This window comes from Streptomyces sp. NPDC053513 (assembly GCF_044544765.1).
GTDB lineage: Bacteria > Actinomycetota > Actinomycetes > Streptomycetales > Streptomycetaceae > Streptomyces > Streptomyces litmocidini.
The window spans coordinates 98,406-123,317 of sequence record NZ_JBITXP010000018.1; the positions used below are offsets into that span (position 1 = coordinate 98,406).

A 24,912-nucleotide genomic window follows, 5' to 3' on the forward strand; every position below is an offset into this window, starting at 1 on the left:
CAGGTCACAGCGGTATGGGGCTGGCTGCCGTAGCGGGGGTGGAGCCAGCTCCACCCCCGCCGGGATTCAGCGACGGCGGCGCGGGCCCTCGTCCTCGTCCTCGTGCGGGCCGAACAGCTCGTCCGCGAGGGTCGGCAGGTCGTCGAGCGGGGTCTCCTCCGCCCAGTCGGAGCGGCGGCGCGGCCGGCCGTTCTCGTCGAGCTGGGGCAGCTCCCGGGTCCGGTCGTCGGCCCCGTACGGCTCGTTCCACTCACCGCGCTCGTCGCGCTCGTCGCGGAAGATGCCCGGCGGCACCCGGTCGGCGGGGTCGGACGCCCCCGCGTCCCGTACGGGAGGCAGCACGGCCGTCTCGTCGACGGCCCGCGGGTCCCGGACCTGCGGCAGGACGGCGGTCTCCGCCTCCGGCCGCTCGGCCGTCCCCGGCTTCACGATCGGCGTCTCCACGGTGACCTCGTCCGGCGAGACGGTCGGCGCGTCCGGCTGCACGACCGGGGTCGCCACGGTGACCTCGTTCGCCGACACCTCCGTCGACCGGGCGGCACGAGCGGCCCGCTCCGCCGCGGCCGTCCGCCCGGCGGCGGCCTTCTCCGCGGCCTCCCGCTCCCGAGCGGCCTTCTCCCGAGCGGCCTTCGCGGCCTCGGCCCGTTCGGCGGCGGCCAGCTCCGCCGCCGCGCGCTCGGCGGCCGCCCGCTCCCGGGCCGCCTTCGCGGCGGCCTCCGAGGCGAGCTTCTCCGCCGCGGCCTTCGCCGCGGCCTCCTCCGCGGCCTTCGCCGCAGCGGCGGCCTCGGCGGCCCGGCGGGCCTCCTCGGCGCGGAGAAGCGCCTCCTCGGCCTTGCGCTGCTTCTCCAGGCGGCGCTCCTCGGCCTCCTTGCGGAGCCGGGCCTCCTCCTCGGCCTCCTTGCGGAGCCGCTCCTGCTCCTCCTGACGGGCCTTCTCCTCGGCGGCGAGGCGCCGGCGCTCCTCCTCGGCGGCGAGCCTGGCCTCCTCGGCCCTGCGCCGGGCCTCCTCCGCCTGCCGTTCGGCCTCCAGCCGGCGCGCCTCTTCCTCCTCGCGCCGCTTGCGCTCCTCCTCCTCGGCGCGGAGCCGGGCGAGCTGCTCCTGCCGCTCGCGCTCCAGGCGCTCCTCCTCGGCCTTGCGGGCGGCCTCCTCCTCCGCCAGGCGCCGGGCCTCCTCCTCGGCCTTGCGGCGGGCCTCCTCCGCGGCCTTCACCTCGGCCTCGGAGAGCGGCAGCATCCGGTCGAGCCGGTGGCGCACGACGGTGGTGACGGCCTCGGGCTCCTGCCCGGCGTCGACGACGAGGTAGCGGCTGGGGTCGGCGGCCGCGAGGGCCAGGAAACCGGCCCGTACGCGCGCGTGGAACTCCGGCGGCTCGGACTCCAGCCGGTCGGGCGCCTCGGTGAACCGTTCCCGCGCGGTCTCCGGGGAGACGTCGAGGACCACGGTCAGGTTCGGGACGAGACCGTCGGTCGCCCAGCGCGAGATGCGGGCGATCTCCGTCGGGGACAGGTCGCGGCCCGCGCCCTGGTAGGCCACGGACGAGTCGATGTACCGGTCGGAGAGGACCACCGCCCCCCGCTCCAGGGCCGGACGGACCAGGGAGTCGACGTGCTCGGCGCGGTCGGCCGCGTACAGCAGCGCCTCGGCGCGGTTCGAGAGCCCCGCCGACGACACGTCGAGGAGGATCGAACGGAGCCGCTTGCCGATCGGCGTGGCTCCCGGCTCGCGGGTGACGACGACCTCGTGGCCCTTGGCGCGGATCCACTCGGCGAGCGCCTGTACCTGCGTGGACTTCCCGGCGCCGTCGCCGCCCTCCAGGGCGATGAAGAAACCGGTCGGGGAGGGCGCCTGGACCGGGTCGGAGCCGCGCAGCGCGTCGCGCAGGTCGCGGCGGAGCGGGACGCCCGCCCGGTCGTCGGTCTTCGCGAGGACGAGCGCGGCGACCGGAAGCAGCAGGGCACCGGCGAGGGCGAGCGTGAAGGCGGCGCCGCCGTGCGCGAAGACGAACTCCCCGGAGGCGAGCCGGTGCGGCCCGATCGCGGCGGCGAGCAGCGGGGCGGCGAGCGCGCCGAGGCCCATGGCGACGCGGGCGGCGGCCTGGAGGTGCTCGGTGGTCCGGGCCCGGCGGGGCTCCTCGGTCTCCTGGTCGATCAGGGTGTGCCCGGTGTTGGCGGCGACCCCGGCCGCGTACCCGGCGAGGGCGGCGAGGAACAGCACGGTCGCCGTGTCCGGGACCAGACCCATCGCGATCAGGGCGACGCCGGTGACGGCGATGGCGAGGGCCAGCAGCCGGCGCCGGGACAGGACCGGCAGGACGGAGCCCGCGGTGCGGATGCCGACGGCGGTGGCGCCGCTGAGCGCCAGGATCAGGAGGGCGTACGTGACGGGCCCGCCGCCCAGGTCGTACGCGTGGAGCACCGCGAGGGACGCGGCCGCGGCGATCGCCCCGGCGACGGTGGCGGAGGCGAGGACGAGCAGCGGCAGGGCGCCGGTGCGGCCCTTCCCCTCGCCCTCGGCCTTCCGGTCCGGCCGGCGCAGGCCCTCCAGCGGCGAGCGGGGCCGGGGCGTCTCCTCGCCGGGCAGCGCCATCGCGTACAGGACGGTGACGGAGGCGGCGAACAGCCCGGCCGAGACGTACGAGCCGAGGGCCGCCTGGTGCAGCGTGAACCAGTCGATCCCGGCACCCAGCAGGTTCCCGACGAGGGTGGCGACGAGCAGCGCGGCGGCCGCGGCGGGAACGGCGAGGAAGCCGGTCCGCTGGGACAGCCGGCGCAGCGCGCCGAGGTGGTCGGGCAGCGGCCGCACGGCGGCGCCCTCCAGGGGCGGGGCGGGCAGCAGCGCGGGCGCGGCGCCCTCGCGGCCGACGGTCCAGAGCCGCTCGGCCGCGCCGGCGACGAAGACCGTGCCGAGCAGGTACCAGAGGGCGCTGTCGGGGACCCAGTCGATCCACAGCGGGGCGACGACGAGCAGCGCGATCCGCACCCCGTCGGCGCCGATCATGGTCCAGCGCCGGTCGAGCGGACCGCCGGGCCCGGTGAGCGCGGTCAGCGGCCCGAGGAGCACGGCCCCGAACAGCACCGAGGCCAGCAGGCGGGCGCCGACGACGGCGGCCACGGCGAACGCGGCCCCCCGGTAGCCGCCCCCGAGCGCGCCCTCGGCGACGGCCGCCTGATAGCCGAGGAGTACGAGGACGAGGAGGGCGAGGGCGTCGCCGGTGCCGCCGGCCAGGTGGGCGCCCCACAGCCTGCGCAGCGGCTGATGGCGCAAGAGGGCGCGTACGGCGCGCTCCCGGGAATCCGCGACGAGTGCGGCGTCGGAATCGCCCAGGCGGTCTGGCTGCTCTGCTCGCGTCATCCGTCCACCCTATCCGGACGGCCTTGCTCCCCGCGGCCCGCGCCCGAACAAACGTGGGAGGGCGGGAGCACCGCTCCCGCCCTCCCGCCGGCCCCTCCGGAAACCGCTCGGGGCTACTCCGGCTTGGCCGCCGCCGTCTTCTTGGCGGTGGTCGTCTTCTTCGCCGTCGTGGTCTTCTTCGCGGCCGTCTTCTTGACTGCGGTGGTCTTCTTCGCCGCCGTCTTCGCGGCCGTCTTCTTGACTGCGGTGGTCTTCTTCGCCGCCGTCTTCGCGGCCGTCTTCTTCGCCGCGGTCTTCTTCGCCGGGGCCTTCTTGGCGGCCTTCTTCGCCGGACCCTTGGCCCGCTTCTCGGCGAGCAGCTCGTAACCGCGCTCCGGCGTGATCGTCTCCACGCTGTCGCCGGTGCGCAGGGTGGCGTTGGTCTCGCCGTCCGTCACGTACGGGCCGAAGCGCCCGTCCTTGACGACCACGGGCTTCTCGCTGACCGGGTCGGTGCCCAGCTCCTTCAGCGGCGGCTTGGCCGCGGCCCGGCCCCGCTGCTTCGGCTGGGCGTAGATCGCGAGCGCCTCTTCGAGGGTGATCGTGAAGAGCTGCTCCTCGTCGGTGAGCGACCGCGAGTCCGTGCCCTTCTTCAGGTACGGGCCGTAGCGGCCGTTCTGCGCGGTGATCTCGACGCCCTCGGCGTCCGTGCCGACGACCCGCGGGAGGGACATCAGCCGGAGCGCGTCCTCCAGGGTGACGGTGTCCAGGGACATCGACTTGAAGAGGGAGGCCGTGCGCGGCTTCACCGCGTTCTTGCCGGTCTTCGGGGTGCCCTCGGGCAGGATCTCCGTCACGTACGGGCCGTAGCGGCCGTCCTTGGCGACGATCTGGTGGCCGCTGGCCGGGTCCGTGCCCAGCTCGAAGTCACCGCTCGGCTTGGCGAGCAGCTCCTCGGCGAGCTCGACGGTCAGCTCGTCGGGCGCGAGGTCGTCGGGCACGTCGGCCCGCTGGTGGCCTTCCTGCTCCTTCTCGCCGCGCTCGACGTACGGGCCGTAGCGGCCGACGCGGAGCACGATGCCGTTACCGACGGGGAAGGAGGAGATCTCGCGCGCATCGATCGCGCCGAGGTCGGTGACGAGCTCCTTGAGGCCGCCGAGGTGGTCGCCGTCGCCGTTCCCGGCGTCCGCCGCGCCACCCGTGCCGCCGCCCGTCCCGCCGGACTCGCCCTCGCCGAAGTAGAAGCGCTTCAGCCACGGCACCGCCTGGGCCTCGCCGCGCGCGATGCGGTCGAGGTCGTCCTCCATCTTGGCGGTGAAGTCGTAGTCGACGAGCCGCCCGAAGTGCTTCTCCAGGAGGTTGACGACGGCGAAGCTCAGGAAGGACGGGACGAGCGCCGTGCCCTTCTTGAAAACGTAGCCGCGGTCGAGGATGGTGCCGATGATCGAGGCGTACGTCGACGGGCGGCCGATCTCGCGCTCTTCCAGCTCCTTGACCAGCGAGGCCTCGGTGTAACGGGCCGGCGGCTTGGTCGCGTGGCCGTCCGCCGTGATCTCCTCGGCGGTCAGCGCGTCGCCCTCGGCGACCTGCGGCAGGCGCCGCTCGCGGTCGTCGAGCTCCGCGTTCGGGTCGTCGGCCCCCTCCACGTACGCCTTCATGAAGCCGTGGAAGGTGATCGTCTTGCCGGAGGCGCTGAACTCGGCGTCACGGCCGTCGGCGGCGGTGCCGCCGATCTTCACGGTGACCGAGTTGCCGGTCGCGTCCTTCATCTGGGAGGCGACGGTCCGCTTCCAGATCAGCTCGTACAGCTTGAACTGGTCGCCGGTGAGCCCGGTCTCCGCCGGCGTGCGGAAACGATCACCCGAAGGCCGGATCGCCTCGTGCGCCTCCTGCGCGTTCTTCACCTTGCCCGCGTAGACGCGCGGCTTCTCCGGCAGGTAGTCGGCGCCGTACAGCTGCGTGACCTGCGCCCGGGCCGCCGCCACGGCGGTGTCGGAGAGGATCGTGGAGTCCGTACGCATGTAGGTGATGAAGCCGTTCTCGTACAGCTTCTGCGCCACCTGCATGGTCGCCTTCGCGCCGAAGCCCAGCTTGCGGCTCGCCTCCTGCTGGAGGGTGGTGGTCCGGAAGGGGGCGTACGGGGAGCGGCGGTACGGCTTCGACTCGACCGAGCGCACCGAGAACGCCGTGTCGGCGAGCGCGGCGGCGAGGGCCCGCGCGTTCGTCTCGTCCAGGTGGAGCACGTTCGCGGTCTTCAGCTGCCCGTCGGCGCCGAAGTCACGGCCCTGCGCGACGCGCCTGCCGTCGACCGTCGCGAGGCGCGCGACCAGCGAGGACGGGTCGGAGGCGTCACCGGTGCGGCCGGTGCCGAAGGTGCCGGTGAGGTCCCAGTACTCGGCGGAGCGGAAGGCGATGCGCTCGCGCTCCCGCTCGACGACGAGACGGGTGGCGACGGACTGCACGCGGCCGGCGGACAGCCGCGGCATGACCTTCTTCCACAGGACCGGCGAGACCTCGTAGCCGTACAGCCGGTCGAGGATGCGGCGGGTCTCCTGGGCGTCGACCATGCGCTGGTTCAGCTCGCGCGGGTTGGCGACGGCCTCGCGGATCGCGTCCTTGGTGATCTCGTGGAAGACCATCCGGTGGACCGGGACCTTGGGCTTCAGCACTTCCTGGAGGTGCCACGCGATGGCCTCGCCCTCGCGGTCCTCATCGGTGGCGAGGAAGAGCTCGTCGGACTCGGCGAGGAGCTCCTTGAGCTTCCTGACCTGCGCCTTCTTGTCGGCGTTGACGACGTAGATGGGCTGGAAGTCGTGCTCGACGTCGACCCCGAGGCGGCGCACCTCGCCGGTGTACTTCTCCGGCACCTCGGCGGCGCCGGAGGGGAGGTCGCGGATGTGCCCGACGCTCGCCTCGACGACGTAGCCGGGGCCGAGGTAGCCCTTGATCGTCTTCGCCTTGGCAGGCGACTCGACGATGACGAGTCGGCGGCCGCCGTGTGCGGTCTCGCTGGTCGGGGACAACTTCGCTCTTCTCTCCGGATCGACGCTCTCTGGCACGTACGGCACTGGCACGCACGGCAGCGCACGGACGGTGACGCTCCCGTCGCTGCGGAGTGTGACGGTACAACCCGCCCCCGTGTCAAACGGCAAAAGCCCGCAACGGCCACTCGAACGGTAACCCGAGTCCTGGCATTCCTGCCGCCCGGACTCCCGGTCCGGCGGGGCGGGGGACATCTCGGAGAGATCACAAACAAACCGGAAGCGGAACCCGGACCGGATCCAGAACCGGGTCCGTCACACGACTCGGGACCGGGGCCGGGCCGGCGTCACGACCGGCTTCGGGGCGGGTGCGGGCCGGGTGCGGGCAGGATTCGGACCAGGTTCGGACCGGGTGGGGCGCTCGCTTCAGAGCCGGCCGAAACACCAGACGCCGAGGAGGAGCGAGACGGCACCGGCGAGGCCCGTCAACGCGACGGCGGTGCGCGGAGGGACCCCGTACGCCACGGGCTCACGGTGCAGCGCCCGCACGGTGGTCCACAGCAGCAGCGCGCCTCCGAACAGCGTGAACGCCGCCCCCGCGAAGATCGCCGGCCCGCTCTCCATGCCCGTCCCCCGTTCCGTTCACGTGCGGTGTTCGCCCCTCGCGGCCGAGGCTGACAGCCCTGGGCATCGAGGGCGCGAACTCCGGGTGAACGGAGTGGGCCGGGGTCGTACGGTTTCACGAAGATGGCCGGTAGTGGTCCGCCTCGGGGGCCCCTCCCCCCGCCCCTCCCCGCCCCTCCTCTTTTTCTCTCCCGCCGTGTGACGTCCCTCGTCACATCACGCCCGCCCCATCACGTTCGTCACACCACCCCTGTCGCATCACGTCCGTCACATCACGTCCAGCGTGGCCCGGTGCCGGCTCCCCCGCTCGAAGACGGCGAGGAGGACGACGGCGAGCAGCCCCCACCCGGCGCCGACCGCGAGCTCGGCCCCGAGCAGGCGACCGTCCAGGCCCGCGCCCGCGGTCAGCCCGCGCGCCGCGTCCGCCGCGTGCGTGAGCGGCAGCAGCTCACCGGCGGCCCGCATCCATTCCGGCAGCGTCTCCCGGGGCACGACGGCGCCCGTCAGGAGCAGCAGCCCGGAACTGGCCACGTTCGACACCAGGAACACGTCGCGGAAGCGCAGCCCGAGCGCCCCGAGCGCGAGCCCGAAGGCCGAGCAGGCGCCCGCCGCGACGAGCAGCACCGGACCGAGCCCGGGCAGCGCCCCGACGGGCACGGGCAGCCCGAGGACGAGGGCGGCGGCGGTGAGCACGAAGGCGCTGACGAACAGCCCGTTGAGGACGTACGGGAGGGCTCGTCCGAGCCACAGCGGGACCCTGTGGCGGGGGGAGAGCAGGACGGCCCCGAGGGTGCCGTACCGGCGCTCGTTGGCGACGGCCATCGTGCCGCCGTACACGCAGGAGGCGGAAGCTGCGAGGACGGCGTTGCCGACGAGGTGGAAACGATCGTCGGCGACACCCAGTTCCCTGCCCAGGAAGACGAAGAAGAAAACCTGGAGGAGCGGCCCGACCAGGAGCGTTCCGATGAACATCGGCGGGGTCGTCCAGTTGAACAGGGCGCGGTACGAGATCGCTCCGCCGACCACGAGCAGCCGGGAGGAGGCGTGGAAGCGGAAGCCGAGGAGTCGGCACCGGAAGCGGAACATCCGACGGTGCCTTTCAGGCGAGGGCGAGGGTGGCGGCGGCGCGGGCCCGGCGCTCCACGCGCCCGAGGACGAGGACGGCGGCGAGGGCGTATCCGGAACCGAGGGCGACGGCGGTGAGCATCGGTGCGACGACGTCCCCGCCGGAGGTCGCCGCGTGCACGGCCCGCGCACCCCAGGTCGTGGGCAGCGCCCAGGAGATCGGGCGGGTCCAGACGGGCAGCACGGTGACGGGCACGAGCAGCCCGGACAGCAGCCAGACGGGGGTGTCGAGCGGGTTGGCGAGGGCGTTGGCGTTGCGGAGCAGGACGAAGGTGGCGGCAAGGAGCAGCCCCGTCATGCCGAGGGCGAGGACGCACACCGGGACGGCGACGAGGAAGAGCAGCGGGTGCGCGAAGTCGAGCGGCACGTCGAAGAGCAGCACGCCCCACAGGACGGTCGCGCCCATCGCGTACGTGCCGATGACGGCGGTCGCGAGGGTGATGGGGAGGAGGACGAGCGCGAGCGGCGTGGGTGCGACGACCAGGGTCTCCAGGGTGCCGAGCAGGCGCTGGTTCTGCACCGCGCCGCCCGAGCCGAAGAGGACCGAGCCCCAGATGCCCATGAGTCCGGCCCCGACGGAGGCGGTGAGCAGCCGGTCCGGATCGCCGGCGGCGCGGAACAGGTGGACGGCGAGGGTGGCGTGGACGAGGGGGACGAGGAGGGCGAAGGTGATCTCGATCGGGGAGCGCGACATGGAGGAGACGTGGGTGCGCACCCCGACGAGGACCAGTCGTGGGAGGCGCGTCATGCGGCCGCCTCCTCGGCCTCGGTCCCCGGAGACCCGGGCCCGGCCGTCTCCTCGACGATCGCGATGTAGGCGTCCTCCAGGGAGGGTTCGCGGTTCGTGACCCTGCCGATCCGTACGCCGTCGAGTGCGGCGAGGACGGGTCCGTGCAGGTCGGAGGCGCCGCGTCCGGTCTGCACGGTGACGGTCTGCAGGGCTCCCCGGTCCTCCGTCGACACGCCCCGCACGCCGGGCACGCGCCGTACCCGGTCGAGCCGCTCCTCGTCCACGCCGTAGGCCTCGATCTCCAGCACGTCCCGTTCCCGTACGAGGGACTTGAGGCTGTCGGGGGTGCCGAGGGCGCGGATGCGGCCGCCCGCGATGACGGCGATCCGGTCGCAGAGCTCGTCGGCCTCGGCCATGTAGTGGGTGGTGAGGAGGACGGTGGTGCCGGCGGCGGCCAGGTCGGCGACCGTGCGGCGCAGGTCGCGGGCGGCGACGGGGTCGACGCCGATGGACGGTTCGTCGAGGAAGAGGACGTCGGGGTGGTGGAGCAGTCCGCGGGCGATGTGGAGGCGCTGGCGCATGCCGCGCGAGTAGCCCTCGACGCGTTCCTTCTCCCGTCCCACCAGGCCGACGAGGTCGAGGAGTTCGGCGATGCGCCGCTTCTGGTCGCGCGCCGGGACGCCGTACAGCTCGGCGAAGTAGCGGAGGTTGTCGAGGGCGGAGAGCCGGTCGTACAGGCCCCGGTCGCCGCCGAAGACGTATCCGATCCTGCGGCGTACGGCGACGGGGTCGCGGGCCACGTCGTGGCCGAACACCCGTGCCGTGCCGGAGGTCGGCAGCAGCAGGGTGTTGAGCATCTTGATGGTGGTGGTCTTGCCGGCGCCGTTGGGCCCGAGCAGGCCGAACAGTTCCCCCGGCGCCACCTCGAAGGTGACTCCGCGCACGGCCTCGGTCTCGGTCCGCCGGGACCTCGGCCACCCGGTCCGGCTGGTGTAGGTGCGGCGCAGCGCGTCCGCCTCGATTGCGAGCATGCGCCGGACGGTAGGGGCCGCCGGAAGGGCCGGGCCATCGATTCGGAAGGCTCCGAATCGTGGTGCCGGGGCGGCGAATCCGCGGTTCGCGCTTCCCGAATCGTCGGGCCGGGGCGGCGGCCCGTCAGGCCACGGCGGTGAGGACGTCCTCTCCCGCGAGCAGCGCGAGCAGGGAACGTCCCGTGTCCGTCAACTGGTAGTACACGGAGCGCCCGACGCGGTGGCGGGTCACGACGCCGGCCTCCGCGAGGACCGACAGGTGCTCGGAGACCGTGCTGGGGGCGAGGCGGAGCCGGTCGGCGAGCCCGGCGGTGGTCAGGGGGCCGCCCAGTTCGCGCAGGACCGCCGCCCGGCCCCGGCCGAGCATCAGCCCGAGCCGGTCCTCGGCGACGGGTTCGGCGGGTTCGCGCAGGGCGGCGGCGCCCCGGGCCTGGAAGCTGAGCGCGAAGACCTCGGGGTCGTCGGTGGAGTAGAGCCGGCAGCCCTCCGCGAAGACCAGCGGGACGAGGACGAGGCGGCGCTCGCCGGGGGCGTACTCCGCGTCGATGTGCTTGGTCAGTTCGAGTACGGGCGGCTGCCAGCGCCCCCGTGTCTCCAGGCCGGTGAACAGCGCGTCGACGCCCTCCGTCGCGAACGTCCTGGCCCGGACGAGCACTTCGTCCTCGACGAGGCGGCGCATCGTGGGCCAGTACGGTTCGATCGCGCCCTCCCAGTAGGCGGCGTACGCGTCGGCGAGCGCCGCGCAGGCGGCCTCCGGGTCCTTCAGGTAGGGCTGGAGGAAGGGCGCGTCGGCCATGCCGGGGTAGCAGACGGCCGCCTGGGCGCGGACGAACTCCGGGTCGGTGGCCCGCAGTGCGGCGAGCTCCTCGTGGACGTGGACCGTGCCGAAGGGGCGGGGCAGCAGGAAGTCGGAGACCACGTGCCGTTCCGGGACGAACAGGTCCCACAGCGGGCGGAGCCGGTCGTCCTCGCGCCACACCTCGCGCGCCTGCCCGACCCACTCCTGGTACGGCCAGGAGGGGTGCCGGTGGGGCTGCGCGAGGTGCATCGAGCAGAACGCGTCGCGCAGCGGGCTGATCGCGATCCGGGTGGCCCCGAGCGAGGCCTCGTCCAGTTCGATCCGTATCAAGCACCGCTCCCTTCGGTCACGGACAGCAGGGAGTCGGGGATCAGGAAGCCCTCCTCGACGAGCAGCCGGATCGCCTGCGGGGTGCGGTCCCGCAGCATGACCGGGTCCTCGCCCATCAGCTGTCCGATCGCGTCGAGGATGCGGCCGGCGCTGAGCGTGCCGTCGCACACGCCGGCGAACCCGGCGCCGACGTGGTCGACCTTGGTGGCGCGGCGCATGCCGCGGTTCTGCCGGAGGACCACGTGCTCCGGGTCCTCGGCGCCCGGCAGTCCGACCTGCTCCTGCACCACCTCGGGCGCGAGCGTGAACCGGTCGGCGAGGAGCGCGGCGTCGTCGTGGCCGCGCAGGTAGTCCTGGCGCTCGAAGTGGGCGCGGACGGTGGGGCCGAGGGGCTGTTCGACGGGGTGGGGCCACTCCTCGATGACGATCGAGGGTTCGACCGCGCCGGAGGCCACGGCCTCGTTGCGCCGGATCGTGATCCAGCCGAAGCCGACCGCTCGGGTCTTGCCTGCCTCGAACTCGTCGAGCCAGCGGTCGTACGCCGCCCGGTAGGCGGCCGGGTCGCCGCGGTGGTCGCCGCTGTCGCGCAGCCACAGCTCCGTGTACTGGGTGATGTCCTGGACCTCGCGCTGCACGATCCAGGCGTCGCAGCCGCGCGGCACCCAGGAGCGCAGTCGCTCCTGCCACTCCTCGCCCTCGACGTGCTGCCAGTTGGCGAGGAACTGGGCGTATCCGCCGTCGTTGAGCCGCTCCCCGGCCTGCTGCACGAGGGTGCGGCACAGGTCGTCGCCGCTCATCCCGCCGTCCCGGTAGGTGAGGCCGGCGCCGGGGGAGATCACGAACGGCGGGTTGGAGACGATCAGGTCGTACGTGTCGCCGTCGACGGGCTCGAAGAGCGATCCGGTCCTCAGCTCGGCCTCCCGGGCGCCGGAGAGGGCGAGGGTGAGCCGGGTGAAGTCGAGGGCGCGCGGGTTGAGGTCGGTGGCGGTGACCCGGGTGGCGTGCTGGGCCGCGTGCAGCGCCTGGATGCCGGAGCCGGTGCCGAGGTCGAGGGCGGAGGAGACCGGCGTGCGGACCGTGATGCCGGCGAGTGTGGTGGAGGCGCCGCCGACGCCGAGGACGACTCCTTCGTCCTTCCTGCCGATGCCTCCGGCGCCGCCGACCGCGCAGCCCAGGTCGGAGACGATGAACCAGTCCTCGCCGTCCGGTCCGCCGTACGGCCGGACGTCGACCGTGGCGAGGACGGTGCCGTCCTCGCGGACGACCCAGCCGTCGCCGAGGGCCTCCTCCAGCGGGAGCGCGGCGGCGGCCCGGTCGGCCGTGACGGGCTCCTGGAGCAGGAAGAGCCGGACGAGGGTCTCCAGCGGGGAGTCACCGCGGGTGGCGCGCAGGGCGGGCACGGTCTCGCTGCGGGCGAGTGCCGCGTAGGCCGGGGCGCCGAGCAGGTCGAGGAGTCCGTCGGCGGTGAAGTCGGCGGCGAGCAGTGCCTCGCGCAGACGGGCGGCGTGCGCGGGCACCGGGAGGCGGGGGGGCAGGCTGGTCGTACTCACCGCTCCATTGTGACGGCCGCCACCGACATCCGGGCGGCCGACCCGGCGGCATGCGGCGGATCGCCGCGGGCGCCGGGCCGTCCGGTCCCCGGTGCTCCTACCCGCTCACTCGCTCTTGCCGGCCGTGGGCTTCTTGGTCGGCTTGGCGGACGCCTTCTTGGTCGGGTTCGTGGAGTCGGAATCCGAGTCGGAGGCGGCGTCGGGGTCGGAGGTGGTGCCGGCGTTCGGGGAGGCGGAGGTCTTCGGCGGGACCGAGGCCGTGGGCTTCTGGCAGCCGGGCTGCTTGGCCATCGCCTGGCCCAGTTCGCCGTCCTCCAGCTTGGACAGGGCGTTCTGGTCCATCTTCTCGATCTTGGTCAGGCCGTCGGCGACGGTCTGGAGGCCGTCCGCGAACTTCTGCTGGTTCGTCGGGTCCAGCGCGTCGACCTGCTTCTTGAGCCCCTCGTACGCCACGGCGGTGTCGTTGAGCTCCTTGATCGCGTCCTGCTTGACCTTCTCGCCGTTCTCGACGGGCGGGGCTCCGGCGGTCTGGACGGCCTTGGCGAGGGCCCGGTCGGCGTTCGCGATGTCCTGGAACGCCTTCGAGTCGGCGGCCTGGATCTCGGCCGGCTTGCTGTCGGCGGCGGTCGAGATGATGATCTGGTGGGCGTCGGCCCGCTTCTGGATCTGGGGCTTGGCCTGGTCGCAGAACGTCTTCGCCCAGTCACCCACCTTGTCGCCCTCGTCGCTGCTGCAACCGGCCAGCGCGAGCATCAGTACCGTGCCGCCGGACAGTGCGGCCGCAAGCTTCTTGTTCAACGGATCGGTCCCTTCCAAGGCTCTCGGCCCCGGAACATACACGCCGAACGGGCTACTTCCACTTTTCGTACGACCGATTCGTACCATATTGCAGTCTTTTGAACCAAGGGATAAGCTTCCCGCCCCACCCGGAAACCCCCGGTAATGAGACGGACGCCACGTCAGGACATCGACACCGTCCGCCTCTTGGACGCCCGGACCGCGCCGATCACGACGAGGAGCGCGACCGCCGCGACCGCCGCCCGCAGCCCGGGGCTCGCGTCGCCGCCGTAGCTGAACCGCACGACCGCCGGGGCGATCAGCAGCGCGACCAGGTTCATCACCTTCAGGAGCGGGTTGATCGCCGGGCCCGCCGTGTCCTTGAACGGATCGCCGACGGTGTCCCCGATGACGGTCGCCTCGTGCGCCTCGCTGCCCTTGCCGCCGTGGTTCCCGTCCTCGACCAGCTTCTTCGCGTTGTCCCAGGCGCCACCGGAGTTGGCGAGGAAAACCGCCATCAGCGCGCCCGCACCGATCGCCCCGGCGAGGTACGCGCCGAGCGCGCCGACCCCGAGCGTGAAGCCGACCGCGATCGGGGCCATCACGGCGAGCAGCCCGGGCGTGGCGAGTTCGCGCAGCGCGTCCTTGGTGCAGATGTCGACGACCCGCCCGTACTCCGGCTTCTCGGTGAAGTCCATGATCCCGGGGTGTTCGCGGAACTGCCGCCGCACCTCGTAGACGACCGAACCGGCCGAGCGGGAAACCGAGTTGATCGCGAGCCCCGAGAAGAGGAAGACGACCGCCGCGCCGAGGATCAGGCCGAAGAGGTTGTTGGGCTGCGAGATGTCCATCGAGAGCGTCACCTCGCCGACCCTCACGCCGAACTCCCCGACGTCGGCGACCGAGGTCGCGATGGCGTCCCGGTACGAGCCGAAGAGCGCCGAGGCCGCCAGGACGGCGGTGGCGATGGCGATGCCCTTGGTGATGGCCTTCGTGGTGTTGCCGACGGCGTCGAGGTCGGTGAGGACCTGCGCGCCCGCCCCCGTGACGTCCCCGGACATCTCCGCGATCCCCTGGGCGTTGTCGGCGACCGGACCGAAGGTGTCCATGGCGACGATCACCCCGACGGTGGTGAGCAGGCCCGTCCCGGCGAGGGCCACCGCGAACAGCGCCAGCATGATCGAGGCGCCGCCGAGCAGGAACGCCCCGTAGACGGTGAGTCCGATCAGCAGGGCCGTGTAGACGGCGGACTCCATGCCGAGCGCCACGCCCGCGAGGACGACGGTCGCCGGGCCGGTGAGGGAGGACTTGCCGATGTCCCTGACCGGCCGCCTGCTCGTCTCGGTGAAGTAGCCGGTGAGCTGCTGGATGAGCGCGGCGAGGACGATGCCGAGGGCGACCGCGACCAGGGCGAGGACCCGCGGGTCGCCGCCGTGGCCGTGGATGCCCGGCTCGGTGACGCCCTCGAGCTCGGCGTACGAGGACGGCAGGTAGACGAAGGCGGCGACGGCGACGCCCACCAGCGAGATGACCGCCGAGACCAGGAAGCCGCGGTTGATCGCGCTCATCCCGCCGCGGTCGGCGCGCCGCGGGGCGACCGTGAGGATGCCGATCACGGCGGTGACCACCCCGATGGCCGGCACCATCAGGGGGAACGCGAGGCCGTGATCGCCGAAGGCCGCCTTGCCGAGGATGAGCGCGGCGACCAGGGTCACGGCGTACGACTCGAAGAGGTCGGCCGCCATGCCGGCGCAGTCGCCGACGTTGTCGCCCACGTTGTCGGCGATGGTGGCGGCGTTGCGCGGGTCGTCCTCGGGGATGCCCTGCTCGACCTTGCCGACGAGGTCGGCGCCGACGTCGGCGGCCTTGGTGAAGATCCCGCCGCCCACTCGCATGAACATGGCGATGAGCGCCGCGCCGAGCCCGAATCCCTCCAGGACCTTGGGCGCGTCGGCGGCGTAGACGAGGACGACGCAGGCGGCCCCGAGCAGTCCGAGGCCGACCGTGCACATGCCGACGACCCCGCCCGTGCGGAACGCGATCCGCATGGCCCGGTGCGCGACCTCGTTCAGGTCCCTCTCGGGTTCGCCCGGCGCCGGCGTGGCCTCCCGGGCCGCGGCGGCCACCCGCACGTTCGCCCGTACGGCGAGTCGCATGCCGAGGTAGCCGGTGACCGCGGAGAAGAGCGCCCCGACCAGGAAGAACAGGGAACGTCCTGCCCGCTGCGACCAGTTGTCGGCCGGCAGCAGCATCAGCAGGAAGAACACGGCGGCCGCGAAGACGGCGAGGGTCCGCAGCTGCCGCGCGAGGTAGGCGTTGGCGCCCTCCTGCACGGCGGCGGCGATCGCCCTCATCCTCTCGGTGCCCTCGCCCGCCGCGAGCACCTGTCGGACGAGGAGCCGCGCGACGACCAGTGCGGCGAGGGCGATGGCCGCGACGACGACCACGATCGTCCGGTTCCCGCTCGTGAGCACCGCCGCGGCGAGCGTTGTGGGGTCCATGGAGACGGATCATAGGGAGACAAGACGGTACATATGGGGATGCACCAATTCGTGGGCGAGGACGCCCGGCGCACAAGGGAAGAGGCCCTGCGGTCGCAGGGCCTCTTCTCTCATGCACGTGTACGGGGGGTGGGCCCCGCCCGCGTACGGGTCAGGACAGCACGTCCGCCGAGCTCACCGGCCACGTCATCCGGATGGTGCCGCCGTCCCGGCCGGCGCTCACCTCGACGTCGTCGACGAGCCCGCGGATCACCGCGAGCCCCATCTCGTCCTCGCCGTCGGCGTCGTCGAAGTCCTCGGCCGGGGCCGCGGCCCGCGCACCGGGGACACCGGCCGCATCGGCCGCCGCCACCCCCGCGCCCGGCACCTCGTCGCCGACCTCGATGGAGAACGTCTTCTCCTCCTCGGTCAGGACGACCCGGATGGGGGTCGTGACGTCGTTGCTGCGATGCAGCCCGACCGCACGCGAACAGGCCTCACCCACAGCGAGACGCACCTCGTCGAGGACCGCCTCGTCCACACCCGCCCGGCGCGCGACCGCGGCCGCCACCAGGCGGGCCGTACGGACGTGTTCCGGCTGAGCGCTGAAGCGGAGTTCAACGGTGGCCATGCGAACCCCCTGGGCTCAGTCGACGGCGTTGACGGCCTCGTCGACCGAGGTGTGGATCGGGAACACCTTGGTGAGACCCGTGATCCGGAAAATCTTCAGAATGCGCTCCTGGTTGCAGACCAGGCGCAGCGAGCCCTCGTGGGCGCGCACGCGCTTCAGGCCGCCGACGAGCACACCGAGGCCGGTGGAGTCGAGGAAGTCCACGCCCTCCATGTCGACGACCAGGTGGTAGCTGCCGTCGTTCACCAACTCGACCAACTGCTCGCGCAGCTTGGGCGCGGTATACACATCAATCTCGCCACCGACCTCGACGACCGTACGGTCACCGCCAGCACCGGACACATTGCGAGTCGACAGGGACAGGTCCACGGATCCTCCAGCACCTTGCTATCGGGCGATCGTTTTCTCGGGTCTCCGGGGCGGAGCCGAGGAACGGAACGCCAGCCGCGATGGCATTCAATCACTTACCAGCAGCCATGCACGACGCCTTGGAAGCATTGTCCGTCATGGCAGTGACACACTCGGTGCCGATGGCCAAGAATCAGCGCCCCCGTCGCCCGGCCGGGGAAAAGGGCAGCCGCCCCTCTCCCGGCATGGTCCTCGACCGTCTCTCCTCGGGCGAGAGCCGGGCCGCGCGCATCACTCATACGGAGCACATGCCCGCTCGGCAGGGCCGCCATGCCGTCTGGCCGCACCGCATCCGCCCGGAGGTGATCGCGGCGATCCAGGAGGCCGGCATCGAGCACCCCTGGGCCCATCAGGCGGAGGCCGCGGAGCACGCCCTGGACGGCGAGTCCGTGGTGATCGCCACGGGCACCGCCTCGGGCAAGTCGCTCGCCTACCTCGCCCCCGTCCTCAGCACCCTCCTGGACGGCGCGGAGGCCCCGAACGGCCGCGGCACCACCGCGCTCTACCTCGCCCCCACCAAGGCCCTCGCGGCCGACCAGCGACGCGCCGTACGGGAACTGGCCGCCCCGCTCGGCAACCGGATCCGCCCCGCCGTCTACGACGGCGATACTCCGTTCGAGGAACGCGAGTGGGTCCGGCAGTACGCGAACTACGTGCTGACCAACCCCGACATGCTGCACCGGGGCATACTCCCCTCCCACCCCAGGTGGTCCTCCTTCCTGCGCTCCCTGCGCTACGTCGTGATCGACGAGTGCCACACCTACCGGGGCGTCTTCGGCTCCCACGTCGCCCAGGTGCTGCGCCGTCTGCGCCGCGTCTGCGCCCGGTACGGCTCCGAACCCGTCTTCCTCCTCGCCTCGGCCACCTCCGCCGAACCGGCCCGGGCCGCCGGCCGCCTCACCGGCCTGCCGGTCACCGAGGTCTCCGACGACGCCTCCCCGCGCGGCGAGCTGGTCTTCGCCCTCTGGGAACCGCCGCTGACCGAGCTGCACGGCGAGCGCGGCGCGCCCGTGCGCCGCACCGCCACCGCCGAGACCGCGGACCTGCTGACCGACCTGACCAGGCAGGGCGTCCGCTCGGTCGCCTTCGTCCGCTCCCGGCGCGGCGCCGAGCTGATCTCGGTGATCGCCCAGGAACGGCTCGCCGAGACCGACCGCGCGCTCGCCCGCCGCGTCGCCGCCTACCGGGGCGGCTACCTGCCCGAGGAGCGCCGCGCCCTGGAGCGGGCCCTGCACTCCGGGGAGCTCCTCGGCCTGGCCGCCACGACCGCCCTGGAGCTGGGCGTGGACGTCTCCGGCCTGGACGCCGTCGTGATCGCCGGCTACCCCGGCACCCGGGCCTCCCTGTGGCAGCAGGCGGGCCGCGCCGGCCGCTCCGGCGAGGGCGCCCTCGCGATCATGGTCGCCCGGGACGATCCGCTGGACACCTTCCTCGTCCACCACCCGGAGGCGATCTTCGAGCAGCCGGTCGAGACGACCGTCCTGGACCCCGACAACCCCTACGTCCTCGCCCCCCATCTGTGCGCCGCCGCCGCGGAGCTCCCGCTGACCGAGCCGGACCTGGTCCTCTTCGGCCCGGCCGCGCCCGGCCTGCTGCCCCAGCTGGAAGGGGCCGGTCTGCTGCGCCGCCGACCCACCGGCTGGTACTGGACCCGCCGTGAGCGGGCCGCCGACCTCACCGACATCCGGGGCGGCGGCGGCAGCCCCGTCCGGATCGTCGAGGCCGGCACCGGCCGCCTCCTCGGCACCGTCGACGAGGCCGCCTCCCACGCCGCCGTCCACGAGGGCGCCGTCCACCTCCACCAGGGCCGCACCTATCTGGTGCGGGAGCTCGACCTCAAGGACTCCGTGGCCCTCGTCGAGGAGGCCGTCCCCCCGTACTCCACCACCGCCCGCGACACCACCTCCATCACCGTCCTCGAAACCGACACCGAGATCCCCTGGGGAGCCGGCCGCCTCTGCTACGGCTCCGTCGAGGTCACCAACCAGGTCGTCTCCTTCCTCCGCCGCCGTCTGATCACCGGCGAGGTGCTCGGCGAGACCAAGCTCGACCTGCCGCCCCGCACCCTGCGCACCCGGGCCGTGTGGTGGACGGTCACCGAGGACCAGCTCGACGCCGCCCGGATCAACCCGGAGATCCTCGGCGGCGCCCTGCACGCCGCCGAGCACGCCTCCATCGGCATGCTGCCGCTCTTCGCCACCTGTGACCGCTGGGACATCGGCGGCGTCTCCGTGCCGCTCCACCCCGACACCCTGCTGCCCACCGTCTTCGTGTACGACGGGCACCCGGGCGGCGCGGGCTTCGCCGAGCGCGCCTTCCACACGGCCCGCGCCTGGCTGACGGCCACCCGGCAGGCCATCGCCTCCTGCGAGTGCGAGGCGGGCTGCCCCTCCTGCATCCAGTCCCCGAAGTGCGGCAACGGCAACGATCCGCTCCACAAGCGCGGCGCGGTCCGCCTCCTCACGGAACTCCTGCGGGAGGCTCCGGAGGACCCGCCCGCGACCTGACCTCCGGCCTGTACGGGCCGCGCACCACCCGGGCGGTCACGTCCGCGACCCCGTCCCGCACCGCGCACCGCGCCAGCTCGGCGCCCTGCGCGACGGCCACACGTGAGGCGGCGGCGCACGCCTCGGCCTCGCCCCACAGGGCCCGGTCGGCGGCGGCGAGGGCGGCCAGGTCGGCGGCCCCGCCGGCCCGGTGCCTGGCCGCCACCGCCTGCCCGAGCGCGAGCACCACCCCGAACACCACGCACAAGGCACACGCGGCGAACGCGGCCCACACGGTCGCCGCCCCACGATCCCCCACCGCCCCCGTACCCCGGTCCGACCGCTCGCCCGGCAGCGGGGACGGCCACCCGGCCGACCGCCCGCCCGGCAGCGGGACCGACCACTCGCCCGGCAGCCGGGACGGCCGTCTGGCGGGCTGCCAGGTCGGCTTTCTGGCCGGCAGCTGGATCGGCCGTGTGGCCGCCGCCAGTCGGGTCGGCCGTACGGCCGTCAGCCGGGTCGTGCCCCGGCTCGCGGTCCCGTGTTCCGGCCAGGATCGAACAGGAGCGCCGCGGCGCCCGGTGGCCGTCATGGGGCTCCCCCGCCCACCGTGTCCTCCGCGAGGGCCGCCGCCTCGGCTCTCAGAGTGACGCCCATGCCCCGGGGGCCCGGGGCCGCCGCCTCCACCGTCACCCGCCACAGCTCGCCCTCCCTCGCCACCGACACCCGGGCGCTCTCAGGGGCGGCGGCACGGGCGGCCGCCTCTGCGGCGGCCACCGGCTCCGAACGGGCCGCCACCCTCGCCCCCGCCCTCGCCGCGTCCACGCACCGGATCTGCGCGGCGGCCGCGGCCAGCGCCCAGAGCAGGGTCACCGTGAACAGTGCGAGGACGGGCAGGACCATCGCCGCCTCCACGGTCACGAACCCCCGGTCAGAACGGCGCATCGAGGGCCTTCCCGATCACCGACTCCAGTGCTCCCGAGACCGCCCCACTGGTCACGATCTTGTAGAGGACGGCGGCGAACGCCGCCGCGGCGATCGTCCCCACCGCGTACTCGGACGTGGTCATCCCGTCGTCGCGGCGCGCTGCCGCCCGCCGCGCCCGCCACCAGCCACGCAGTCGCGCCTTGAACGCCATACCGTCCTCCTCGCCCCGCCCCGCCTCGTCCTGCCGTGCCGCGCCGTGATCTGTCATGTCACCGCTCCTCGTCGTCTCTCGTCGTGCCGCGTCTCGTCGTGCCGTGTCTCGTCGTGCCGTCGTGTTCATCCGTCCAGCAGCCCCGTCGCGAGGCCGATCACCACCGGGGCCACGCCCACCGCCAGGAAGGCGGGCAGGAAGCAGAGCCCCACGGGCGCGCTGATCAGCACCTGGGCCCTCCGGGCCCCGGCCGCCGCCGCGCGGGCGCGGGCGGCGCGCAGGGCGGCCGCGTGCCGGGCGACGGCCTCCGCTGCCGGTGCTCCCGAGGAACCGGCCCGCTCCATGCAGCGGGCCAACCCTTCGGCACCCGGTATCGCGCCGAACCTCCCCCACACCTCGGCCGGTTCGCCGCCGAGCCGCAGTTCGGCGGCCGTGCGGGTCAGACGCTCGCCGAGCGGGCCGCCCAACGACCGTCCCACCGCCTCCGCCGCCTCACCCGGTCCGGCTCCGGAGGCGGCGCAGGCCGCCAACAGATCTGCGGCGAGCGGAAGGTGACGTGCCGCCACCTCCTCGCCGGCCGACGTCGGCAAGGGCCGCCGCGCCGCCCTCCACCTCGCTCCGACGGCCACCAAGACCCCGGTACACAGGCCACCGATCTCGCCGAACAGCACCCAGCCGACGCCGAGTCCGACGAGGGGCGCCGACCACGGCCACACCCACGACGGCAGCCCGCTCCAGCCCTTCCGGAGGCGCGGTTCCGGGCTCGCGAGGAGAGCCCTCGCCTGCCACCGCGTCCGGCGTGCCCGCAGTCCGCGCAGCACCTCGATGACACCCTGCGCGCACAGGACCGCGACCAGGAGCGGAAGGACCGCCGCTCGAACGCCGTCCGGCACGTGGTGGACCGCTTCCCCGATCACACCCGCTCCCCTCCCCGCACGATCCGCGCGGCCCACCACAGTCCGGCCGCCTCCAGCGCCCCGCCCACGGCCAGACAGCCCAGGCCGGCCGGTGTGTGCAGCAGCACCCTCAGCGGATCGGCGCCCAGGGCGGCACCGAGGGCGAGTCCGGCCGCCGGGAGCAGGGCGAGGACCGTCACCGTGGCCCAGGCACCGGCCAGTTCGGCCCGCAGGCGGTCGCGCTGCTCACGGTGGTCCCGCAGGGCGGCCTCCAGCCGGTCGAGTCCGGCGGCCAGGCCCGCGCCCCCGTCGACGGCCACCTGCCAGCAGGCCGCCATGCCCGCGAGCCCGTCGGCACCGTCCTGCCGGGCCGCCCGCCGCAGCGCCTCCGGCACGTCCCCGCCGAACCGGGCCGCCGCCAGCACCGACGCCTCCGCGGCACCGAGCGCACCCGTCTCCCGGGCCGCGAAGGACAGCGCCTGCGCGGGCTGCCATCCGGCCCTCAACTCGCCCACCACCGCTCCGCACAGGGCCACCACCCGCTCGGCCCGCGCCTCGCGCTCCTTCCCGCGCCCCGCGGCCCGCAGCCGCCGATCCACCAGGGGTACCGCGAGCGCCCCCGCCAGCAGCGGCAGCGGGGACTCACCGAGGAGGTCGAGAACCCCCGCCGCCGGCAGGCACAGCCACGCGCGCCGTCCCCGCAGCGCGGCCCACCACCGCGCGGCCACCGCCGGCCACTCCCAGCCGCCGCGCCCGCCGGTACCCCCGCCCGCGAGCACCGCCCGCGCCCGGCCCGCCCCGCGCCGCCGCTCGACCGTCCACCACAGGGCGAGCGCCGCGCAGAGCACCGCCGCTCCATGGGCCACGCCCCGTACCGGCACCATCTCGCCCGTCATCGTGACCCCCCTCCGATCAGCGACCTCAGCCGCTCCCAGCCCCGCTCCCGCTCGAACCCGGCCGCGCCCCACCGCAGCGCCGGCACCGTCCGGACCAGGCCGTCCCGGTCCCGCTCCAGAACGTGCGCCTCGGCGATCCGCCGCCGCCCGTCCCGGTCCCGTACGACGTGCAGCACGACCGACAGGCCCGCGCCCAGCTGGCTGTGCAGGGCGGCCCGGTCGAGTCCGGCCGCCGTCCCCAGGGCTTCGAGCCGGGCCGGAACGTCCGCGGCCGTGTTGGCGTGGACCGTTCCACAGCCGCCTTCATGGCCCGTGTTGAGAGCGGCGAGCAGATCCACCGCCTCGCCGCCCCTGACCTCTCCGACCACCAGTCGGTCGGGACGCATCCTCAGAGCCTGGCGGACCAGATCCCGCAGGGTCACGAGCCCGGCGCCCTCCTGGTTCGCCGGCCGCGCCTCCAGGCGCACCACGTGCGGGTGGTCCGGCCGCAGCTCCGCCGAGTCCTCGGCGAGCACGATCCGCTCCCGCTCCCCCACGAGCCCCAGGAGCGACGCGAGGAGCGTGGTCTTGCCCGTGCCGGTGCCGCCGCTGACGAGGTACGACACGCGGGCGTCGATCAGGGCCCGCAGGATCGGCGCGCCGTCCGGCGGCACGGTGCCCGCCGCGGCCAGCTCCTCCAGGGAGAAGGCGCGCGGGCGGACCACTCGCAGCGACAGGCAGGTCGAGCCGACCGCGACCGGTGGCAGGACCGCGTGCATCCGGGTGCCGTCGGGGAGCCGGGCGTCGACCCAGGGGCGGGCGTCGTCGAGACGGCGCCCGGCCACCGCCGCGAGCCGCTGCGCGAGGCGGCGGACCGCGGCGGCGTCGGGGAAGGACACCGGGGCCCGCTCGAGGCCGGTGCCCCGGTCCACCCACACCTGGTCGGGTGCGGAGACGAGGACGTCGGTGACCGCCGGGTCGGCGAGCAGCGGCTCCAGCGGCCCGGTGCCGATCAGCTCGCACCTCAGCTCCTCGGCCGCGCCGAGCACTTCCGCGTCGCCGAGCAGCCTCCCCTGGGCCCGCAGCGCCGCCGCCACGCGCGCAGGGGTGGGCTCGGCTCCGCTCGCCGCGAGCCGCTGCCGCACGGCGTCGAGAAGCCCCGTCCCACCGCCCGCGACACCGTCCGCGCCCCGGGCCGCGAGCCCTGTCCCGGTCATGCCTCACCGCCGGCGCGCTCCCAGAAGGCGGCGCAGAACCGGCCGAGCGGCCCCCGGGGTTCGGCACCCGGCGGCACGCCCGCATCCTGGTCGGCCACGATCCCCGGGTCGTAGGGGAGCTCACCCACGAGCGGCAGCCGCAGCGCGTCGGCGACCCACCGCTCGTCGAGTCCCGCCGCGTACGGACCGCGGACCACGGCGCGCAGGTCGCGCACGACCGGGCCGATCGTCGAGACCATCCGGTGGGCGGCCGCGACGGCCCTCAGCTCTCCCGGCACGACGAGCAGTCCGAGGTCGAGCTGGGCCAGTGCCTCGGTGACCGAAGGGTCGGCTCCGCGCGGCAGGTCGACCACGACGGCCCCGCCCCGACGGCGCGCGGCGGCGAGCACGGACCGCACGGCCTCGGGCGGCACCGGCGCCACCGCGTCCCTGCCCCAGCTGAGCACCCGGACGCCGCGCACCGACGGCAGGGACTCCTCCAGGGCGCCGCCGGCCAGTCGGCCCTTCGAGGCGGCGAAGTCGGGCCATCGCCTGCCCTCCTCGCGCTCGCCGCCGAGCAGCACGTCGAGCCCTCCGCCCAGCGGGTCCCCGTCGACGAGCAGCGTGCGGTGCCCGGCGCGTGCGGCGGCGAGCGCGAGACCGCAGGCCAGGGTGGAGGCGCCCGCGCCGCCCCGGCCGCCGACGACGCCGACCGTCAGCGCCGCCCTGTCGGCTCCCTCGGCGGCGTCGGCGAGGCGGTCGACGAGGAGGCTCTCGGCGCCGGGGAGGCTCAGGACGCTCTCCGCGCCGATCTCGACCGCCAGCCGCCACAGCTCCGGGTCGTCCCGGTCGCGGCCGACGAGGAGGGTCCCGGGCCTGCGCACCGCTCCCCGGCAATGGGCGGCGACGTCATCGCCGATCAGGACGAGCGGCGGATCGGTCCAGGTCTCGCGCCGGTGCGGCACCCGGTGGTCCACCTGGGGCTCGACCCCGGCGGCGGCGCACAGCCGCAGGAGGTCGTCGAGCAGCCCGAGGTCCTCGGTGACGATCAGCGGGCCGGGCCGGCGCGGTCCTTCCTGTCCCGCCCCGTCCTGCCTCGCTCCGTGTGCCGTACCCATGGCCCCGGAAGTCCTGGATGTCCCCACGGCGCACGCCCCTCTCGTGATTCCTGTCGGCCGCGAACTTCGCGACAGGAATCACCGTGGGGCCGTCCTGGAAATCGTGCCGACCTCGCCGAAAAACTGTGGATAAGCGAGGGGCTGTGAATAACTTCGCCACCCCTTCGCGGGCTGTCCGGAACGCAGTCCGACGATTACTGTGAGTGATGCATCGAGAGCCGGGCGGGGCCTCGGTCGACTCGTGATCGACGAACGGAAGGAAGGGAGCAAGCGATGGCACGCAGAGCCGAAATGGCTCCGGACATGCGACGACCCCCGCCGGGGGGGAGAGCGGGGGTCGTCTCTCCGGCCGACTCGGGGGGGGAGGAGCCGGACCGGGTTAGCACGGTCGCGAACGATCCGTGACT

General features: G+C 74.1%; 20 protein-coding genes. 1 reads left to right on the forward strand and 19 read right to left on the reverse strand.

What is annotated here, in order from left to right:
• Positions 1 to 66: 66 nt before the first annotated feature.
• The 12 genes from tmk to ACIGW4_RS27025 form a co-directional block, all read right to left on the reverse strand.
• On the reverse strand, positions 67 to 3,351 hold the full coding sequence (tmk, locus tag ACIGW4_RS26970) for a dTMP kinase (protein ID WP_123453089.1): 3,285 nt from the start codon (positions 3,349 to 3,351) through the stop codon (positions 67 to 69).
• A 113-nt stretch (positions 3,352 to 3,464) separates the two neighbouring features.
• Positions 3,465 to 6,353 carry a type I DNA topoisomerase gene (gene topA / locus ACIGW4_RS26975; RefSeq protein WP_399583283.1) on the reverse strand — a complete coding sequence of 963 codons (2,889 nt, stop codon included), beginning with the start codon at positions 6,351 to 6,353 and terminating at the stop codon, positions 3,465 to 3,467.
• Between the two features lie 384 nt (positions 6,354 to 6,737).
• Complete coding sequence (locus ACIGW4_RS26980) at positions 6,738 to 6,935, reverse strand: hypothetical protein (protein ID WP_123453093.1); 198 nt, start codon at positions 6,933 to 6,935, stop codon at positions 6,738 to 6,740.
• 267 nt (positions 6,936 to 7,202) lie between these two features.
• Entirely contained in the window at positions 7,203 to 8,021 is an 819-nt protein-coding gene (locus tag ACIGW4_RS26985) for an ABC transporter permease (RefSeq protein ID WP_398708299.1), read from the reverse strand.
• Between the two features lie 13 nt (positions 8,022 to 8,034).
• A complete protein-coding gene (locus tag ACIGW4_RS26990; RefSeq protein WP_123453097.1) occupies positions 8,035 to 8,808 on the reverse strand; it encodes an ABC transporter permease in 774 nt (257 codons plus the stop codon).
• Entirely contained in the window at positions 8,805 to 9,821 is a 1,017-nt protein-coding gene (locus ACIGW4_RS26995) for an ABC transporter ATP-binding protein (RefSeq protein WP_359586819.1), read from the reverse strand. Before ACIGW4_RS26995 ends, ACIGW4_RS26990 begins: the two co-directional genes overlap by 4 nt.
• A gap of 124 nt (positions 9,822 to 9,945) precedes the next feature.
• Positions 9,946 to 10,950 carry an ArsR/SmtB family transcription factor gene (locus ACIGW4_RS27000; RefSeq protein WP_398708295.1) on the reverse strand — a complete coding sequence of 335 codons (1,005 nt, stop codon included), beginning with the start codon at positions 10,948 to 10,950 and terminating at the stop codon, positions 9,946 to 9,948.
• Entirely contained in the window at positions 10,947 to 12,500 is a 1,554-nt protein-coding gene (locus ACIGW4_RS27005) for a methyltransferase (protein ID WP_359586817.1), read from the reverse strand. Before ACIGW4_RS27005 ends, ACIGW4_RS27000 begins: the two co-directional genes overlap by 4 nt.
• A 105-nt stretch (positions 12,501 to 12,605) precedes the next feature.
• A complete protein-coding gene (locus tag ACIGW4_RS27010; protein WP_123453105.1) occupies positions 12,606 to 13,298 on the reverse strand; it encodes a small secreted protein in 693 nt (230 codons plus the stop codon).
• A 161-nt stretch (positions 13,299 to 13,459) separates the two neighbouring features.
• On the reverse strand, positions 13,460 to 15,778 hold the full coding sequence (locus ACIGW4_RS27015; RefSeq protein ID WP_399583287.1) for a sodium-translocating pyrophosphatase: 2,319 nt from the start codon (positions 15,776 to 15,778) through the stop codon (positions 13,460 to 13,462).
• Positions 15,779 to 15,929: 151 nt separating this feature from the next.
• On the reverse strand, positions 15,930 to 16,388 hold the full coding sequence (locus ACIGW4_RS27020) for an ATP-binding protein (protein ID WP_123453109.1): 459 nt from the start codon (positions 16,386 to 16,388) through the stop codon (positions 15,930 to 15,932).
• A 15-nt stretch (positions 16,389 to 16,403) separates the two neighbouring features.
• Positions 16,404 to 16,757, reverse strand: a complete 354-nt coding sequence (locus ACIGW4_RS27025) for an STAS domain-containing protein (protein ID WP_015034520.1) — start codon at positions 16,755 to 16,757, stop codon at positions 16,404 to 16,406.
• Positions 16,758 to 16,837: 80 nt separating this feature from the next.
• On the opposite strand from ACIGW4_RS27025, the gene ACIGW4_RS27030 reads away from it, so the two are divergent.
• Positions 16,838 to 19,303 (forward strand): DEAD/DEAH box helicase, encoded by a 2,466-nt coding sequence (locus tag ACIGW4_RS27030; protein WP_398708291.1) that lies wholly within the window; start codon positions 16,838 to 16,840, stop codon positions 19,301 to 19,303.
• Here ACIGW4_RS27030 and ACIGW4_RS27035 read toward each other — a convergent pair.
• The 7 genes from ACIGW4_RS27035 to ssd form a co-directional block, all read right to left on the reverse strand.
• Positions 19,257 to 19,874, reverse strand: a complete 618-nt coding sequence (locus tag ACIGW4_RS27035) for an Rv3654c family TadE-like protein (RefSeq protein ID WP_399583290.1) — start codon at positions 19,872 to 19,874, stop codon at positions 19,257 to 19,259. The two genes, ACIGW4_RS27030 and ACIGW4_RS27035, sit on opposite strands and share 47 nt — an antisense overlap.
• Positions 19,871 to 20,227, reverse strand: a complete 357-nt coding sequence (locus ACIGW4_RS27040) for a TadE family type IV pilus minor pilin (RefSeq protein ID WP_399583292.1) — start codon at positions 20,225 to 20,227, stop codon at positions 19,871 to 19,873. The genes ACIGW4_RS27035 and ACIGW4_RS27040 overlap by 4 nt, the downstream gene beginning before the upstream one ends.
• Positions 20,214 to 20,420, reverse strand: a complete 207-nt coding sequence (locus ACIGW4_RS27045) for a DUF4244 domain-containing protein (protein ID WP_123457357.1) — start codon at positions 20,418 to 20,420, stop codon at positions 20,214 to 20,216. Before ACIGW4_RS27045 ends, ACIGW4_RS27040 begins: the two co-directional genes overlap by 14 nt.
• Positions 20,421 to 20,545: 125 nt before the next feature.
• Positions 20,546 to 21,337 (reverse strand): type II secretion system F family protein, encoded by a 792-nt coding sequence (locus tag ACIGW4_RS27050; protein ID WP_399583294.1) that lies wholly within the window; start codon positions 21,335 to 21,337, stop codon positions 20,546 to 20,548.
• Positions 21,334 to 22,212, reverse strand: coding sequence for a type II secretion system F family protein (locus ACIGW4_RS27055; protein WP_399583296.1), 879 nt, complete (start codon positions 22,210 to 22,212; stop codon positions 21,334 to 21,336). The genes ACIGW4_RS27050 and ACIGW4_RS27055 overlap by 4 nt, the downstream gene beginning before the upstream one ends.
• The gene (locus ACIGW4_RS27060) at positions 22,209 to 23,408 is read right to left on the reverse strand and encodes a TadA family conjugal transfer-associated ATPase (protein WP_399583298.1); all 1,200 of its coding nucleotides are present in this window, start codon (positions 23,406 to 23,408) and stop codon (positions 22,209 to 22,211) included. The genes ACIGW4_RS27055 and ACIGW4_RS27060 overlap by 4 nt, the downstream gene beginning before the upstream one ends.
• Positions 23,405 to 24,505: a septum site-determining protein Ssd gene (gene ssd, locus ACIGW4_RS27065; protein ID WP_399583300.1), complete on the reverse strand. Its 1,101-nt coding sequence runs from the start codon at positions 24,503 to 24,505 to the stop codon at positions 23,405 to 23,407. Before ssd ends, ACIGW4_RS27060 begins: the two co-directional genes overlap by 4 nt.
• Positions 24,506 to 24,912 lie beyond the last annotated feature (407 nt).

Bases quoted from the DNA above. Each gene is read 5' to 3' on its own strand.
- ACIGW4_RS27015 (WP_399583287.1), bottom strand. From the start codon at position 15,778: ATGGACCCCACAACGCTCGCCGCGGCGGTGCTCACGAGCGGGAACCGG.
- ACIGW4_RS27030 (WP_398708291.1), top strand. From the start codon at position 16,838: ATGGCATTCAATCACTTACCAGCAGCCATGCACGACGCCTTGGAAGCA.
- ACIGW4_RS27060 (WP_399583298.1), bottom strand. From the start codon at position 23,408: ATGACCGGGACAGGGCTCGCGGCCCGGGGCGCGGACGGTGTCGCGGGC.
- ACIGW4_RS27040 (WP_399583292.1), bottom strand. From the start codon at position 20,227: ATGCGCCGTTCTGACCGGGGGTTCGTGACCGTGGAGGCGGCGATGGTC.
- ACIGW4_RS26990 (WP_123453097.1), bottom strand. From the start codon at position 8,808: ATGACGCGCCTCCCACGACTGGTCCTCGTCGGGGTGCGCACCCACGTC.
- ACIGW4_RS27045 (WP_123457357.1), bottom strand. From the start codon at position 20,420: ATGGCGTTCAAGGCGCGACTGCGTGGCTGGTGGCGGGCGCGGCGGGCG.
- ACIGW4_RS27020 (WP_123453109.1), bottom strand. From the start codon at position 16,388: ATGGCCACCGTTGAACTCCGCTTCAGCGCTCAGCCGGAACACGTCCGT.
- ACIGW4_RS27035 (WP_399583290.1), bottom strand. From the start codon at position 19,874: ATGACGGCCACCGGGCGCCGCGGCGCTCCTGTTCGATCCTGGCCGGAA.
- ACIGW4_RS26980 (WP_123453093.1), bottom strand. From the start codon at position 6,935: ATGGAGAGCGGGCCGGCGATCTTCGCGGGGGCGGCGTTCACGCTGTTC.
- ACIGW4_RS26995 (WP_359586819.1), bottom strand. From the start codon at position 9,821: ATGCTCGCAATCGAGGCGGACGCGCTGCGCCGCACCTACACCAGCCGG.
- ACIGW4_RS26985 (WP_398708299.1), bottom strand. From the start codon at position 8,021: ATGTTCCGCTTCCGGTGCCGACTCCTCGGCTTCCGCTTCCACGCCTCC.
- tmk (WP_123453089.1), bottom strand. From the start codon at position 3,351: ATGACGCGAGCAGAGCAGCCAGACCGCCTGGGCGATTCCGACGCCGCA.
- ACIGW4_RS27055 (WP_399583296.1), bottom strand. From the start codon at position 22,212: ATGACGGGCGAGATGGTGCCGGTACGGGGCGTGGCCCATGGAGCGGCG.
- ssd (WP_399583300.1), bottom strand. From the start codon at position 24,505: ATGGGTACGGCACACGGAGCGAGGCAGGACGGGGCGGGACAGGAAGGA.